Origin of the sequence: Lysinibacillus sp. NPDC096212 (assembly GCF_044763105.1) — a bacterium.
GTDB lineage: Bacteria > Bacillota > Bacilli > Bacillales_A > Planococcaceae > Lysinibacillus.
Window position 1 is genome coordinate 1 of the sequence record NZ_JBIWFQ010000033.1, and the last position, 15,003, is coordinate 15,003.

The window sequence follows — 15,003 nt, forward strand, 5'->3', positions numbered from 1 at the left end:
TCCTCTCCTTACTTTATTTTTGTGGTTGAAAACATTGTAACCAAGAGGAAAGAAAATGACCCCTTTTCTTTTTACACAATTATACGGACTCAATCAATTAGGGTGTTTAATAAGTCGATTATTGATCGGCTTATTTTTTATATACTAATGTACTTTTTAACGCTTAAATAAAATATCTTTTTTGGGAAAATGATACAATAAATATAATTCAGGCCAACATCAAAATATGTACTTGCAATGGTGGCGAGTTTTAGTTCCGAAAGCAAAGCTGTGCCGACGGAAAGCATTCACCTGTAACGGAATATACAGTCAAGCATACATTTTGATGAAGAGCCATAATTCAAAAACTAAATTGTTCCTTATTTTAAACAACGCGGTAATTACAAGTTGGAACAAATCGATAGTAAGGAAGGAGAAGAAAATGAAAACTCAAGTGTCAAACTATATAAAAATAGGCTCTTCAGAACAATTTATTTCTATTTTTGGTGAAGATAACGATCTGCCTCTTTTAGTGTATTTGCACGGTGGTCCAGGTGATGCCGCTTTACCACTGATTTATAAATATAACTCAGAACTTGGAAAAACGTTTAATGTTGTAGTCTGGGAACAAAGAGGGGCGGGGAAATCTTACTATACTTTTTCGGAAGAGGAACAAATAACTATTGAAACTTATATAGAAGACTTATACAGTTTAATTCATTATTTGTTAGAAACGTTTAAACAAGAGAAAGTTTACCTTTTAGGTCACTCATGGGGAAGTGTCCTAGGCTTAATTTTCATTAAAAAATATCCACAATTAGTACATAGTTATTTTGGATGTGGTCAAGTAGTTAACATGAAAAAAGGATTGCAGTGTCAATATGATTTTGTTTTGAAAGAAAGTCGAGAACAAAATAAAAAAAAGATTGTTCAGCGATTGGAAAATATTGACCTTTCATTGACTCAAAAAGATTGGTTAAACGATTTATTATTTGTTACTAAATTAGTGGTTCGATACAGACATTCTTTATATGGGAAAAGCAATTACAACCAACTGGTAAGGGATTTCATTTTTTCATCAAAGTACACATTTAAAGATTTAATCAATCGCGAAAAAGGTAGTCTACAATCTATACAATATTTGTGGCAAGAGCTCATGGAAATTGATTTTAGTGAATACAAGAGTTTCGATGTCCCTATTACGTTTTTTGAGGGGCGTCATGATCAGCATGTTTCTTCTTCATTAGTAGAGGATTACTATCACACGATAAAAACGACAAAAAAACTCATTTGGTTCGAAAACTCAAGTCATTTTCCCCAGTGGGAAGAGTCAGTCAAGTTTAATCAGTCTTTGATAAGTGTCAAAAAGCAGAATTAATGAACAATGACGTCTTTAAATCAGCTCAATTCAATACGAATTTCCTAGAAGAGAATGATGTTTTGGGGACAAGCAAGGAATTGATTCGTTAACAACGGAATAAAGCGCTAACGTCTATTTCTTATACTTTCTGACTTTTACTAGTCAGGAGGTTTTATTCAGGCGTAGATTTATAGGACGAGATTATTTTAGACGAACGATTATTGCAATTAGAGAATATATAGAAAAAGAAAGGGGAAAAAGCTGATTGTTTACAAATTAACAATATATGAATCAAATTAATAAAAATGCATATATCGAAGAAATGATACATATCCATGTGATAAAACAAAAAAATATGAAACGGATCAGAAAATATAAAAATTGTTTTGTAACGTAGTATAAATGAGTTCGCCAAATATTGAGGGGGATGTGCATGAAGAAGAAATATTTTTTATATTTAGCAGCTCTTTTTGGACTCACCTTAATGGGGTGTTCAAATACTAATGGATTGCCAGGAGGAAAGCCTCCAAAAGTCTATATAGAAATTGATAATAAAAAATTTGAAACTACACTCGGTACCTATTGTTGGCCAAATAAATGCGTTGATACCGCTGGACCAGTTGAACTATTAGAAGGTAAAAAACCTATAAAAGTTAAATCTGGTAAAAATATAACTCTTGTGATGGAATACGAACCAAAACCAAATGAATTTAATCTTGTCCTAATAAGTGATAAAAAGGAAACTGAAGTAATGGTGAAAGACAATCGTTTTACCGCACCAACACAACGTGGAGTTTATTATTATTCATATGGTGTATGGTGGAAGGATGAAAAGGAAGCGAATTTATCTCGTGGCGACGCTTTCTACGCCTTCGCTTTAGAAGTAGATTAGGTAGTTCATTAAAGGGAGCTATTATTGCACAACGTAAGGAAAAAATTGCTCCCTTTAGAGTAATTCGAAAACATTATGTTTTTTATACTGCTACTTTTATTTCCCCATTATTTCACCTACTTTAGAACAGTGCTAATTCAGCATATTTGATATACTCTTTTAAAAATTTAGGAGCTTGAGGGTTGTTAAGTATCTCTTCCGTAGCTAATAAAAATACTTTTTCTACTTCTTCAGGTTGTTTAACAAAAATATCACCTGATTCATATTCACAGAGGAAAATAATATCAACAACGTTTTCACCTTTATTTGTTACAAATGAAGTGCTATGTATATATTTTAAATTCTCTTTAATTTTAATACCAATTTCTTCAAAAACTTCTCTTTTTAAAGTTTTTTCTAATATATTTGATGAAATTCCTTCAATATCTACTTTTCCTCCAACAAGTGAAAGTAATCCACCCGCATGTTCTTCTTTTTTACTTCTTTCAACAATTATCCACTTATCATCTTTTCTTATAGCCCCTTCAACATTGACAATAAACAAATCTAATTCCCCCATACTGAAGAAACCTACGAAGATTTCTTCGCTTTTCAATTTTTATCGAGAGGTTATTTGAATTTAACGATTAAAATTTTGGATTTATCGCCCAACTTTTTATATTTATCGATCTCGCTTAAAAGCGGTTTTGTTTGTGAAAATACATTGACTCTGCAATTTATTTAAATTTTCTAGAGTTAATTTCATACGCAGAAACTTAGAATAAATGTTCAATTTAATTGCTTGTATTTTCTTCTGTATCTCGGTTGTTCTTCTTCAATATTTCAATAATTTCTTTATTTTGTTCCCGTATATCCTTCATAATTCTTTCTATTGCTAAACCTGTGAAAACTAAAATTAATACTAATATAAACGTAAAAATATCCATGTTGTTCAATTCCTTCTCCTACATATTTCTTAATTATTCAGAAAATCCGTATATAAGAGAATTATAGTGTATTATGATTGTTTATTGAAATCAAAATGGAAAAAATGAAATATTTTGGGATGTTGATTATCGGAATAAGAAGTCGTAGGTGATAAAATCAACGTCAGGTTCCGAGTGAAAAATGGCTAGTAGGAGGATTCAATCTTCTGTAAGTTAAATTTGATTATTTTACAAAGAGGGAAGTGGAAAATTTATTGAGAGGTAGCGGTTGTTTTCGCTTTTCATTTTTATCGCCCAACTTTTTAAATATATAGACATAAATCTGTCTCATATAAATTAAATCTGCTTTACGAAGCCAAACCTCCCTTTTTATAGTATAATAAGCGTAAGTACAGCATTTGTTTGTGATGTGTAAGGGAAAGGATGATATTTGTATGGCAGAGAAAGTAGGACAATCTTTCGTACAACCAACGCCTTCTGGAAAAGAAGAACTTGGGAAAATTGAAGTAGCAGCGGAAGTAATCGAGGTTGTTGCTGGAATCGCAGTGAACGAGGTAGAAGGGGTCGCGGCCACTCGTGGTAATATTGCTACTGGCGTAGTAGAACGCTTCGGTAAAAAAGTTCACAATAAGGGCATTAAATCGGGTGTTACTGAAACTGGTGAGATTGCCATTGATGTATTTTGCTCTGTAAAATACGGCTATACAATTCCGAAAGTGGCGAAGGAAGTACAAACTCAAATTCGCCAAGCGATTTATAATATGACAGCACTTGAAACAGCAGAAGTGAATGTACACATTACAGGTATTCACTTTGAAAAAGAAGAAGTAGCCGTACAAGAATAAAAAGAAGGGTTGCCTATAGGGCAATCCTTCTTTTTACGTTATTAATGGAAATTGATCAGCAGTGATTAGTATTGCTATTTTATTATATTTCAATATGCTTTGGTTTTCTCCAGAACAAAGCAAGGATAACACCGAGTGTTAAAACAATTGTCGCAAAGTAATATGGGTAGTTCAAATTGATATCGAACAATACTCCACCTAAAATAGGGCCGAAGATATTACCAAGACTTGTAAACATGGAGTTCATGCCACCAACGAACCCTTGTTCATTACCAGCTATTTTTGATAAATAAGAGGTAACGGCAGGACGAATTAAATCGAAGCCGACGAAAATAAAGAATGTGACAAATAATATTGCGAAATAGTGGCTTACAAATGTCATAGCAAATGTTAAAACAGCAGATAGGACGAGTGAATAACGGATAAGATTAATCTCGCCCATTTTCTTTGTTAGCCAATCGAATAAAACTAGCTGAGCAAGAGCCCCGACTACTCCACTTCCCGTAATAATAATCGCGATATCTGAAGGTGTAAATGCGAATTTATGATCCACAAATAGGCTAAATAACGATTCAAATGCAGCTAAACCAAATGATAATACGAAAATAAGCACGAATGGAATAAGGTATAGTGGGCTAAAAATACGCTTCATACTGCCTAAAATTGATGGTGCAGACTGTTCATCATCGGCAGCACGTGTCGGTTCTTTTAGTAAAAAGAATGACAAGAGCGCTGCTAAAAATCCGAGTATACCAGCAGCATAAAACGGTAAGCGCGTTCCGAATTCGGCCAAAAATCCACCGATACCTGGTCCGATAATAAAGCCAGTACTAATCGCTGCGCTCATGTAACCTAATGCCTTTGGACGTTGTGACAGGGTTGTAATGTCAGCGATATATGCAGTTACCGCAGGCATGATGAAAGCAGCACTGATACCACCTAACATACGTGAGATAAAGAGTATTTCAACTGTGCGTCCAAGCCCGAATAATAGCTCTGAAAAACCGAATATAAAAAGACCCGCAACGATCATAATTTTACGGCCAATGTTATCCACCATTTTACCAGAAATCGGCGAGACGATAAGTTGAGTGATAGCAAATGCGGCCACCATATAACCAACGACAGAGCCTGAAATTTTCAGCTCATTCATAAGTGTTGGTAGCACAGGTATAACTAAACCAATACCTAAAAAGGCAATGAATAAATTCGATAATAAAATACTTAAAGTTAAAAGTTGTTGCTTATTCATATTGTTCTCCTTCAATCTTTCACGATACATGAATCAAAGTCTACTAGAATATTTCCAAGTAATACAATAAACCCTATAGTAACTATAGAGTCAAAAGATTTGTTTTAACTTTTTATAAGTGTGGAAGTATTCGTTCGCGGTTATACAAAGTGTTATATATTTCTTTCATACGATGTCAATGGAGCAGGCATATTTATTTCTCTACGTTCATTCATAAAATGCCCTTACTGGTAAGAGCTAAAGAAGTTTTATATCGCATCAAAATGAATTTTATATTTACAAATATCGCAGTAAAATAGGCGGGATTTGCGTTCGTTCTTTTACGGCTTGTACATATAACTTCATAATGCGTAATGAACACCTGAAAAATGATGTTTAATTTCCTTAATTATAACATTCTTGGTATTTAAACAATAAAGGTTGATTTTTAATTTCAATATATTTCTTAGAAAAGTTAATTGCAGGGTGTTAAAATAAGCAAAAAGTTGCTTGAAAAAGGTATCAGATTATTTAAAACTTGCTTGAATTCGTGTTTCTCTCACGAATTTATGCTATTATAAACCTTAATGCCACTTAAGAAGGAGAGCTTTACATGAAACGACATGAGGCACGCGAAAAAGCGTTGCAAGTTTTGTTTCAGCTAGACAATACTGAACTAACAGTAGAAGAAGCAATGGGTCATATTAAAGGACAACCAACAAATGTCTTCTACGAAAAGATTGTTACTGGAACAGTTGAACATTTAGAGGAAATCGATGCTACTATAGAGCAGCATCTTGAAAAGTGGTCACTTGCCCGTTTACCTAAAATTGAAAGAACGGTTTTACGTCTAGCTGTATACGAGATTTTATACATGCCAGAAACACCAAAAAGAGTAGTACTTAATGAAGCAATCGAGTTATGCAAAACATTTGGCGACGATGGCTCGTCGAAATTTGTTAATGGCGTACTTTCTAAATTTACAGAACAATAAAATGTGTTGAATTGGAAGGAGTAACTAAGGTCTATGTCAAGTGCAATTATTAATGGTAAAGAAATTGGTCAAGAAATTCGTAATTCAGTAGCAGAGCGAGTAACGCGTTTAAAAGAGCAAGGATTAACACCAGGCTTAGCGGTTGTTTTAGTAGGAGACAACCAAGCCTCGGCTACATATGTGAGAAATAAGCAAAAATCTTGTGAAGCGATTGGTATGTTTTCTGAGTTAATCAAACTGCCAGAAGAAACTACACAGGATTCATTATTAGCACAAATCGAATTATTAAATAATCGTGAAGATATTCATGGTATTTTAGTACAATTACCACTCCCAAAACATATTGATGAGGATATTGTTATTGCCACAATTGCTGTGGAAAAAGACGTTGATGGCTTCTCACCAGTAAGCGTTGGGAAAATGATGCTTGGCCAAGAAACATTTTTGCCTTGTACACCGTTTGGCGTAATGAAACTTCTTGAATATTCAGGAATTGAAGTAGCAGGAAAGCACGCGGTCATCGTGGGGCGTAGTCATATCGTGGGTAAACCAATGGGACAACTACTACTACAAAAAGATGCAACCGTTACATATACGCATTCCAAAACACCGAATCTACCTTCATTCACTAAACAAGCAGATATATTAATTGCGGCAGTTGGACGTGCAAACTTTATTACGAAGGAACACGTTAAAGAAGGAGCAGTTGTTATAGATGTTGGTATTAATCGTGATGAAAATAACAAGCTTTGCGGTGACGTAAACTTTAGTGAGGTCGATGGTATTGCTTCTCACATTACACCTGTACCAGGCGGTGTAGGACCAATGACAATTACTATGCTTCTATTCAACACAGTTCAAGCAGCAGAAAATAAGCTTGCACATACAGTTAAGTTATAATTTTGAATGATTGAATGACTCTTTAGTTTGCAAAAAAGCTACCTCAATTTTTTTATTGAGGTGGCTTTTTTTTGCATTATTTTACTTTTCAGGTATTCTTTATGAACTTTTCATTGCCTTCAACGTCTAATGTAATGTTTGGGTCATACATTTTAATAGGGAGGTTTTTATGGAAAACATAGATTTAATACTTATAATCAAACATATCATTATCGGTCTTGTACAAGGATTTACTGAGCCAATTCCTGTATCATCGAGCGGACATGTTATGATTGCTAGCGAAATTCTTGGTCTTGGTGAGCAAGGTTTTACTTTTGCTATTTTAACGAACACAGCTTCTTTACTAGCTATTGTCTATATTTATCGAGAGGATATTGTCCGACTCATTACAAACTTTTTCCTGTATCTCAAAACAGGAAAGAATCGTTATAAAGCTGATTTCCGTTTTGCCGTTTTCATTGTGATTGGTTCTATTCCAGCAGGCGTTTTAGGTGTTTTATTAAGGGATGTTATTGCGGATAATGTTAGTATGACTACGATAGCACTTATGCTATTTGTGACAGGTATTGCCCTATGGCTAATCCGTAATATGCGTGGTACGAAAAAGGATGCGGATTTGACTGCAAAAGACGCCATTATCGTAGGTCTTGGTCAAGCTGTAGCTTTAACACCTGGCATTAGCCGTTCAGGAGCGACCATTATTTCAGCCGTTGCAGTTGGTATGAAGCAGGAAACTGCTTTGCGATTTTCCTTCATGCTTTATATTCCTGTAAGTCTTGGTGGGGTTGTCCTTGGAATTTCAGATTTTTTAAATGAGCCAAATAAAGGTGTATTAGCAATTCCATACGCTTCGACATTTATTGTGACATTATTTATGACTTATTTTGCAATGCGTTGGTTTATGGGAATCATGAAAAGTGGCAAGCTTAGCTACTTTACATATTATTGCTTTCTTGTAGGTATTCTCTTATTAATATTTTATTAATTTAGCTATGTTAAAGAATATTGTTAGAAGGGAACTACATCTTTGGAGTTCCCTTTCTCTATTTATGCTCTTGCTAACTGACGAACTCGTGTTTCAGAATACTCATTCTTAAACGGTCAATAAATTCACCATTTCTTAGTCGGTCCTGTCTTAGTATACCTTCTTCAACATACCCAATTCTCTTATAAGACTTAATTGCTTTTGCATTGTCAACTTCTACTCTAAGCCAAATCTTGTTAAGGTCTAATTCATTAAAGCCCCACAAAAGCATTTCTTTCATTGCAGATAATCCATAGCCCTTACCCCAATAGGTTTTATCTCCTATTGCCACCCCTAGTTCTGCATGTTTGTTGAGTGTGTCGATGTTCTTCAAATCTATCCAACCTATATGCTTTCCTTCTTCTGTAATGATCGCTTTTTGTTCATATCCATTTGTTTTGGTAATGCACATTTTAATCCAACCTTCAGTTTCTTCCCTACTAAAAGGTGGATATTTCGCTGGCATATTTAAATGTTTTATCACTTCTTTATCAAGACACCATTGATAACGGTCTTCAACATCATTAAGAGTTAATTCTCTTAAATTGACTTTTGGTAATTCAGTTGTATTCATCCTCTTTCCCCCTGATTATTTTTCTAAATGGAAAATTTTGATAGCTTGAGTTTATCATAGGTAACAATCGTTGAGAACAAGCAATTTTCAATAATGATCTTGCTACCTGTTGTATCATCATTACGGTTATTTTGTGAAAAATTGAAAGCAACTTAAATAATGGTCAAGGTATTTCGTCGCCACGCCATTAAATCGACTTATCCAGCTTTCAAACGACTATGAAAACTTTTTACATTCGAATATGATAAACCCCTTGACTCGTTTCTTCCATCTGAGTTCGTTCTTATCAAATATCAACAAAGTTCTTAAACATAGGTATTAATTTAAAAAGCCTCATAACTATATTTAGTTGTGAGGTTTTCTTGATGTTGAAAAACGAAATGGTAGGAGTTCTAAATTAGAGTAACGACCTAAAGACACATATAAGAGAAATGGTTGATTGGAGTGGAGGCTGGACGCCCCCAGGAAAGCGCCCAGTCGGAACGGAAATCAACCCCTCGCTTTGCATTGAAAGCCATACTTTATTTAATATATCCCTTAGTTAAAAATAACATGAAAATCTCATAGCTTTGTGATTCTTTATTTTATTTCAGTGAATTATCGAAATTTTTAAATGCGATTCGTTTGCATAAGCAATATCATTTTAAAGAAGCTTTATTCAGGTAACAATACTATAGAAATGTTATAGTAAGGTTTTCAATACTATGAAAGACAGTCGTTTTTTCTAACGAAACTGCATTTTGGCACGTCAAGCGCAATAAAAAATGTTATGATAGGTGTAGTTTTGTGAAAAACTTGATTTTAGTAAAGGAGCCGGGAAAATGTCATCTGCTTCTTATTTAACTGTAAAAGCATTAACAAAATATATTAAACGGAAATTTGATGCTGATCCGCATTTACGTGAAGTCTATGTAAAGGGAGAGCTATCCAATGTCAAGATTCATCAATCAGGACATATTTACTTTACATTAAAGGATGATGGAGCACGAATTGCGGCTACCATGTTTAAAACTGCAGCCACAAAATTAGCGTTTGAACCAAAGGAAGGTATGCAAGTATTTATCCGTGGAGATGTAAACGTTTATGAAGGCTACGGTACATATCAATTATATGTACAGGAAATGCAACCAGATGGAATAGGTAGCCTGTTTGTTGCCTTTAACCAGCTGAAAGAGCAGTTACAACAAGAAGGACTTTTTAAAGCTGAGTGGAAACAACCAATTCCGAGGTTTCCAGAAAAAATTGGTGTTTTAACGTCAACAACAGGTGCTGCCATTCGAGATATCTGTACAACATTAAAAAGACGCTATCCACTTGCTGAAGTTTTTATTTATCCAACCCTTGTACAGGGAGCACAAGCAGCGCCAAATATTGTTCAAAATATTGAGCGAGCAAATATCGATGCGAGTTGCGATGTACTGATTGTTGGGCGTGGCGGTGGATCGATTGAGGATTTATGGGCATTTAATGAGGAAGCTGTTGCACGAGCGATTTTTGGAAGTCGTATCCCGATTATTAGTGCAGTAGGTCATGAAACCGATACGACTATCGCGGATTATGTAGCTGATTTGCGCGCTCCGACACCAACGGCAGCGGCTGAAATGGCTGTACCTGATCAACAAGATTTATATCAACGGGTGCTTACACAAAAATCACAACTGCATCAAATCGTGAGAGCGCAACTTATGGCAGAACGTCAGCGTCTAAATAAGCTCCAACAATCTTATCCGTTGTCAATGCCAGAACGCCTATATCGACCATTTACGGAAAGGCTAGCACAACTTGAATCGGGATTACAAAAAGCAATGCAGGTCGATTTAATGAAGAAAAAAGCAAAGTTTCAACAATTACATAGTGCGGTAGAGCAGCACTCGCCAAAAAAGGCATTAGCTTTCCATCAACGAGAGCTAGAAACTCACGTCCAACAATTAACTCGTGCTGCAACTCATTATGTAACGAAACAAAAACAACAATTTGAGGCAACTGTCAGAACTTTAGAAGCATTGAATCCACTTGCCATTTTAACAAGGGGCTTCACGGTAGCTTATAAAGATAATCAAATGTTAAAATCATCAGTTGATGTAAAGCCACAGGATCAATTAACACTTTCCTTCCATGATGGAAAGGTTATTGCTGATGTGGTAAAGATCTTGCCGAAAAATGAGGGGGAATAATTGTGGCAGAGAAACAACAAACTTTCGCAGATGCAATGACGGCACTTGAGGAAATTGTCCGTCAGTTAGAGCAAGGTGATGTGCCTCTAGAAAACGCGATTGATTTATATAAACAAGGTATGGAGCTATCACAATTTTGCCATGGCAAGCTGCAACATGCTGAGGAGCAGTTAATTTCTATTGTCCAAGAGACAGGTGAGACTACGGCATTTGATCCACTAAAGGGAGAGAACTAAGAAATGAACGAGCAATTAAAACATTTTATTGAAAGCAACATACCACAAGTTGAAGCTGAAATGTTTGCACTAGTCGAGAAAATTGATGCACCAGCCAATTTAAAGGAATCAATGCTTTATTCATTAAAAGCTGGAGGTAAACGTATTCGCCCTCTTTTCGTATTGGCTGTTCTTGAACTATACAATACAAATTTAAAGAATGGATTAACTGTAGGATCAGTCATTGAAATCATCCATACGTATTCGTTAATCCATGATGATTTACCAAGTATGGATAATGATGATTTCCGTAGAGGTAAGCCAACAAATCATAAAGTTTATGGTGAGGCATTAGCGACACTTGCAGGCGATGCATTGAATACACTTGCGTTTGGCATATTGGCACGCATGGATGTATCAGCTGAAAAACGCATTGAACTAGTCAATCTGTTAAGTAAAGCAGCTGGTGCAGAAGGTATGGTTGGGGGTCAAGTACTCGATATGGAAGGTGAGAAGCGTCAGCTCAACATAGCTGAGCTTGAGCATGTCCATATTAATAAAACGGGCGCTCTATTACGATTTAGTATTGAAGCGGGAGCAGTATTAGCTGATGTAACGCAAGAAGAACGCGAAACTTTAAAGGAATATGCGCATCATATCGGTCTTGCCTTCCAAATTCAAGATGATATTTTAGATATTGAGGGTACTACAGAAGAACTAGGTAAAACTGCAGGTAAAGATGTAGCAAGTGATAAAAGCACATACCCGGCTCTATTATCTTTAGATGGGGCAAAAGAAAAGCTTGCTGAGCATTATCAGCATGCCATTAACGCACTAGATAAATTGGAAGTAGACGCCAACTTATTACGTGAGTTTGCAGCCTATATTGTACATCGTAAAAACTAGGGGAAAAACGAGGCGTTAAAGGCATATAATATGCTAAAATAGGTGAGGGCGTTTGCCAATGTGCAAACAATAAAGTGTTCGTACTTTTAGCATATTAATAACACTGTTATAATAGTGGAAACACGATTACGGTGAATAATTTATTGAAAAGGTGTGTGAGAAAGGTGGATTTAAATAAGATAACTAGTCCAGCCTTTTTAAAAAGCTTAGATAAGAAGGGTCTTGAGCGACTTGCAGAAGAAATTCGTACCTTCTTAATCGAAAAATGTTCTGTCACGGGTGGTCATATTGGACCGAACCTAGGTGTTGTGGAGCTAACGATTATGCTCCATAAAATGTTTGACAGTCCAAAAGATAAGTTTTTATGGGATGTTGGCCACCAAGCTTACGTGCATAAAATTTTGACAGGTCGTGCAAATCAATTTGATACATTACGTCAGTTCAATGGGCTTTGTGGTTTTCCGAAGCGTGTGGAGAGTGAACATGATGAGTGGGAGACAGGTCATAGCTCGACATCTTTGTCAGGAGCTATGGGTATGGCAGCAGCACGAGATATCAAAAAAGATAAGAATTTCGTGATACCAATTATTGGAGATGGAGCTTTAACTGGTGGTATGGCTCTTGAGGCATTAAACCATATCGGCCATGCTAAAACAAATATGATTGTCATTTTAAACGATAATGAAATGTCAATCGCTCCAAACGTCGGAGCGTTACACAATGTACTAGGACGTCTTCGTACAGCCAAAGAATATTCAAAAGCCAAAGAAGAATTGGAATCGCTCATTAATAAAATTCCAGTGCTAGGTGGTAAGCTTGCTACAACGGCTGAGCGCGTAAAGGATAGCTTAAAATATTTAGTAGTATCAGGTGTGTTCTTTGAGGAGCTTGGCTTTAAATATCTTGGTCCGATTGATGGACATGATTTTGATGCTCTTGAGACAACTTTATCACAAGCTAAAAAAGTAAAAGGCCCAGTGCTCGTTCATGTCATTACGAAAAAAGGCAAAGGTTATAAACCTGCTGAAGATGATACAATTGGTAATTGGCATGGGACAGGACCTTATAAAATTGAAAACGGTGCCTTTGTAAAGTCTGAGACGAAAGGTCCAGCTTGGAGTAGCTTGATTGCTGAGACAGTCCGCAAAATTTCTCATGAGGATAAACGCGTTGTCACTATTACTCCTGCAATGCCAGTGGGTTCAAAATTACAAGGGATCCAAAAAGATTTCCCAGAACGTTTCTTTGATGTAGGGATTGCTGAACAACATGCAGCAACGATGGCGGCAGGTTTAGCGACACAAAACATGAAGCCGTTTTTAGCCATTTACTCAACATTCCTTCAACGTGCCTATGACCAAGTGCTACATGATATTGCACGTCCAAATCTAAATGTCTTTCTAGGGATTGACCGTGCAGGCTTAGTTGGCGCAGACGGTGAAACACATCAAGGCGTATTTGATATTGCATTCCTTCGTCATATACCAAATATGACAATTATGATGCCAAAAGATGAAAATGAAGGTCAGCATATGGTGAAAACAGCCATAGACTATGATGGCGGTCCAATTGCATTACGTTATCCTCGAGGTAATGGTATAGGTGTTCCGTTGGATGATGAGCTTATGACGTTACCAATTGGTAGCTGGGAAGTATTACGTGAAGGTAAGGATGCAACGATTTTAACCTTTGGTACGACCATTCCAATGGCAATGGAAGCAGCCAATATTTTAGCGCAGCAAGGTGTAGAGATAGAGGTAGTCAATGCCCGTTTCATTAAACCGATGGATGAGGATATGCTTCACCGTATATTAACAAGCCGTAAGCCAATATTGACGATTGAAGAGGCAGTCCTAAAAGGTGGTTTTGGTAGTGGTGTATTAGAATTTGCCCATGACCATGGCTATTTAAGTGCAATAATCGATCGTATGGGAATCCCTGATCATTTTATTGAGCATGGTAATGTAGATCAGCTTCTCGCTGAAATTCATATGACGGCTGAGGATACAGTGGCACGTCTGCATGTGTTACTTCAACAAAAACAGCAAGTAGGTTTGAATAAATAATGACAAAACAACCAAAAGAACGTGTAGACATTTTACTTGTAGAGCGTGGACTATGCGAAACGCGAGAAAAAGCAAAGCGCTCTATTATGGCAGGGCTTGTTTTTTCTAATGAAACTCGCATCGATAAGGCGGGGGAAAAAATTGCTATAGATGCACCACTACAAGTAAAAGGCTCTGATTTAAAATATGTTAGTCGTGGCGGCTTGAAACTTGAAAAAGCGCTACAAATTTTTGATATGTCTGTAGAGGGGAAGCTAATGCTTGATATTGGCTCCTCTACAGGAGGTTTTACAGATTGCGCATTACAGAATGGTGCAAGACATTGCTATGCATTAGATGTTGGTTCTAACCAACTAGCATGGAAAATCCGTTCTGATGAACGTGTAACTGTAATGGAAAAAACAAATTTCCGTTATACGACAGCGGCAGATTTAACAGAGGGCTTACCAGAATTTGCAACAATTGACGTTAGCTTTATTTCATTATCGCTTATTTTACCTGTCTTAAAAACAGTGTTAATGCCAGGTGGCGATGTAATGGCACTAGTGAAGCCTCAGTTTGAAGCTGGGAAAGAGAATGTCGGTAAAAAAGGCATTGTTCGTGATAATAAAGTACATTTAGAAGTTTTAGAAAAAACTGCTGCAATGGCGACAGAGGTTGGCTTTGTCGTTAAGGATGCTTCGTTTTCGCCAATTACAGGAGGCGAAGGAAATATTGAATTTTTATTCCATTTAGTGAATCCTGTAGGTAATGAAGAAATTCCTGCATATACAGCTTTTAATGCACTCGTTGAAGAAGCGCATAGTGCACTAAAATAACACGTGCTCTCTTATAGAGCCGTGTTTTTTCTTGTGCTTTTATGTTTAAAATGGTAGTGTAAATATACAAATATTCAACTATTTATAAGAGGTGACCGA

15 protein-coding genes and 1 pseudogene are annotated in these 15,003 nt (G+C 36.2%); 11 read left to right on the plus strand and 5 right to left on the minus strand.

The genetic code is table 11. The features are described from left to right. Positions 1–421: 421 nt before the first annotated feature. Both ACIQ7T_RS23730 and ACIQ7T_RS23735 read left to right on the plus strand, forming a co-directional pair. A complete protein-coding gene (locus ACIQ7T_RS23730; protein WP_402874094.1) occupies positions 422–1,357 on the plus strand; it encodes an alpha/beta fold hydrolase in 936 nt (311 codons plus the stop codon). A 415-nt stretch (positions 1,358–1,772) separates the two neighbouring features. Further along, the gene (locus tag ACIQ7T_RS23735) at positions 1,773–2,231 is read left to right on the plus strand and encodes a hypothetical protein (protein ID WP_370079861.1); all 459 of its coding nucleotides are present in this window, start codon (positions 1,773–1,775) and stop codon (positions 2,229–2,231) included. Between the two features lie 121 nt (positions 2,232–2,352). Here ACIQ7T_RS23735 and ACIQ7T_RS23740 read toward each other — a convergent pair whose 3' ends face one another. Both ACIQ7T_RS23740 and ACIQ7T_RS23745 read right to left on the minus strand, forming a co-directional pair. Continuing rightward, positions 2,353–2,775, minus strand: a complete 423-nt coding sequence (locus ACIQ7T_RS23740) for an NUDIX hydrolase (protein ID WP_370079913.1) — start codon at positions 2,773–2,775, stop codon at positions 2,353–2,355. Between the two features lie 229 nt (positions 2,776–3,004). Next, positions 3,005–3,166 carry a hypothetical protein gene (locus ACIQ7T_RS23745; RefSeq protein WP_370079917.1) on the minus strand — a complete coding sequence of 54 codons (162 nt, stop codon included), beginning with the start codon at positions 3,164–3,166 and terminating at the stop codon, positions 3,005–3,007. 425 nt (positions 3,167–3,591) lie between these two features. Between ACIQ7T_RS23745 and ACIQ7T_RS23750 the strand changes: the two genes are divergently transcribed. Next, a complete protein-coding gene (locus tag ACIQ7T_RS23750) occupies positions 3,592–4,002 on the plus strand; it encodes an Asp23/Gls24 family envelope stress response protein (protein WP_132356667.1) in 411 nt (136 codons plus the stop codon). Between the two features lie 82 nt (positions 4,003–4,084). Here ACIQ7T_RS23750 and ACIQ7T_RS23755 read toward each other — a convergent pair whose 3' ends face one another. Continuing rightward, positions 4,085–5,254, minus strand: coding sequence for an MFS transporter (locus tag ACIQ7T_RS23755; protein WP_370079863.1), 1,170 nt, complete (start codon positions 5,252–5,254; stop codon positions 4,085–4,087). 592 nt (positions 5,255–5,846) lie between these two features. Between ACIQ7T_RS23755 and nusB the strand changes: the two genes are divergently transcribed. From nusB to ACIQ7T_RS23770, 3 genes are all read left to right on the plus strand, one after another. Then, positions 5,847–6,227: a transcription antitermination factor NusB gene (gene nusB, locus ACIQ7T_RS23760; protein WP_142507174.1), complete on the plus strand. Its 381-nt coding sequence runs from the start codon at positions 5,847–5,849 to the stop codon at positions 6,225–6,227. 33 nt (positions 6,228–6,260) lie between these two features. Further along, a complete protein-coding gene (gene folD / locus ACIQ7T_RS23765; protein WP_370079865.1) occupies positions 6,261–7,127 on the plus strand; it encodes a bifunctional methylenetetrahydrofolate dehydrogenase/methenyltetrahydrofolate cyclohydrolase FolD in 867 nt (288 codons plus the stop codon). Between the two features lie 169 nt (positions 7,128–7,296). Next, positions 7,297–8,112, plus strand: a complete 816-nt coding sequence (locus tag ACIQ7T_RS23770) for an undecaprenyl-diphosphate phosphatase (protein WP_370079867.1) — start codon at positions 7,297–7,299, stop codon at positions 8,110–8,112. Positions 8,113–8,185: 73 nt separating this feature from the next. Here the strand turns inward: ACIQ7T_RS23770 and ACIQ7T_RS23775 are convergent, their stop codons facing one another. Then, positions 8,186–8,725: a GNAT family N-acetyltransferase gene (locus ACIQ7T_RS23775; RefSeq protein ID WP_370079869.1), complete on the minus strand. Its 540-nt coding sequence runs from the start codon at positions 8,723–8,725 to the stop codon at positions 8,186–8,188. Between the two features lie 138 nt (positions 8,726–8,863). Further along, positions 8,864–8,981 (minus strand): annotated as a pseudogene (locus ACIQ7T_RS23780) (IS1595 family transposase); the annotation flags it as partial. Positions 8,982–9,546: 565 nt separating this feature from the next. On the opposite strand from ACIQ7T_RS23780, the gene xseA reads away from it, so the two are divergent. The 5 genes from xseA (at position 9,547) to ACIQ7T_RS23805 (ending at position 14,904) form a co-directional block, all read left to right on the plus strand. Beyond that, complete coding sequence (gene xseA, locus ACIQ7T_RS23785; protein ID WP_370079871.1) at positions 9,547–10,899, plus strand: exodeoxyribonuclease VII large subunit; 1,353 nt, start codon at positions 9,547–9,549, stop codon at positions 10,897–10,899. A gap of 2 nt (positions 10,900–10,901) precedes the next feature. Beyond that, positions 10,902–11,135: an exodeoxyribonuclease VII small subunit gene (gene xseB / locus ACIQ7T_RS23790; RefSeq protein WP_370079873.1), complete on the plus strand. Its 234-nt coding sequence runs from the start codon at positions 10,902–10,904 to the stop codon at positions 11,133–11,135. A gap of 3 nt (positions 11,136–11,138) precedes the next feature. After that, positions 11,139–12,020: a polyprenyl synthetase family protein gene (locus ACIQ7T_RS23795; RefSeq protein WP_370079875.1), complete on the plus strand. Its 882-nt coding sequence runs from the start codon at positions 11,139–11,141 to the stop codon at positions 12,018–12,020. 164 nt (positions 12,021–12,184) lie between these two features. After that, positions 12,185–14,086 (plus strand): 1-deoxy-D-xylulose-5-phosphate synthase, encoded by a 1,902-nt coding sequence (dxs, locus tag ACIQ7T_RS23800; protein WP_402874100.1) that lies wholly within the window; start codon positions 12,185–12,187, stop codon positions 14,084–14,086. Continuing rightward, entirely contained in the window at positions 14,086–14,904 is an 819-nt protein-coding gene (locus ACIQ7T_RS23805; RefSeq protein ID WP_402874103.1) for a TlyA family RNA methyltransferase, read from the plus strand. The genes dxs and ACIQ7T_RS23805 overlap by 1 nt, the downstream gene beginning before the upstream one ends. Positions 14,905–15,003 lie beyond the last annotated feature (99 nt).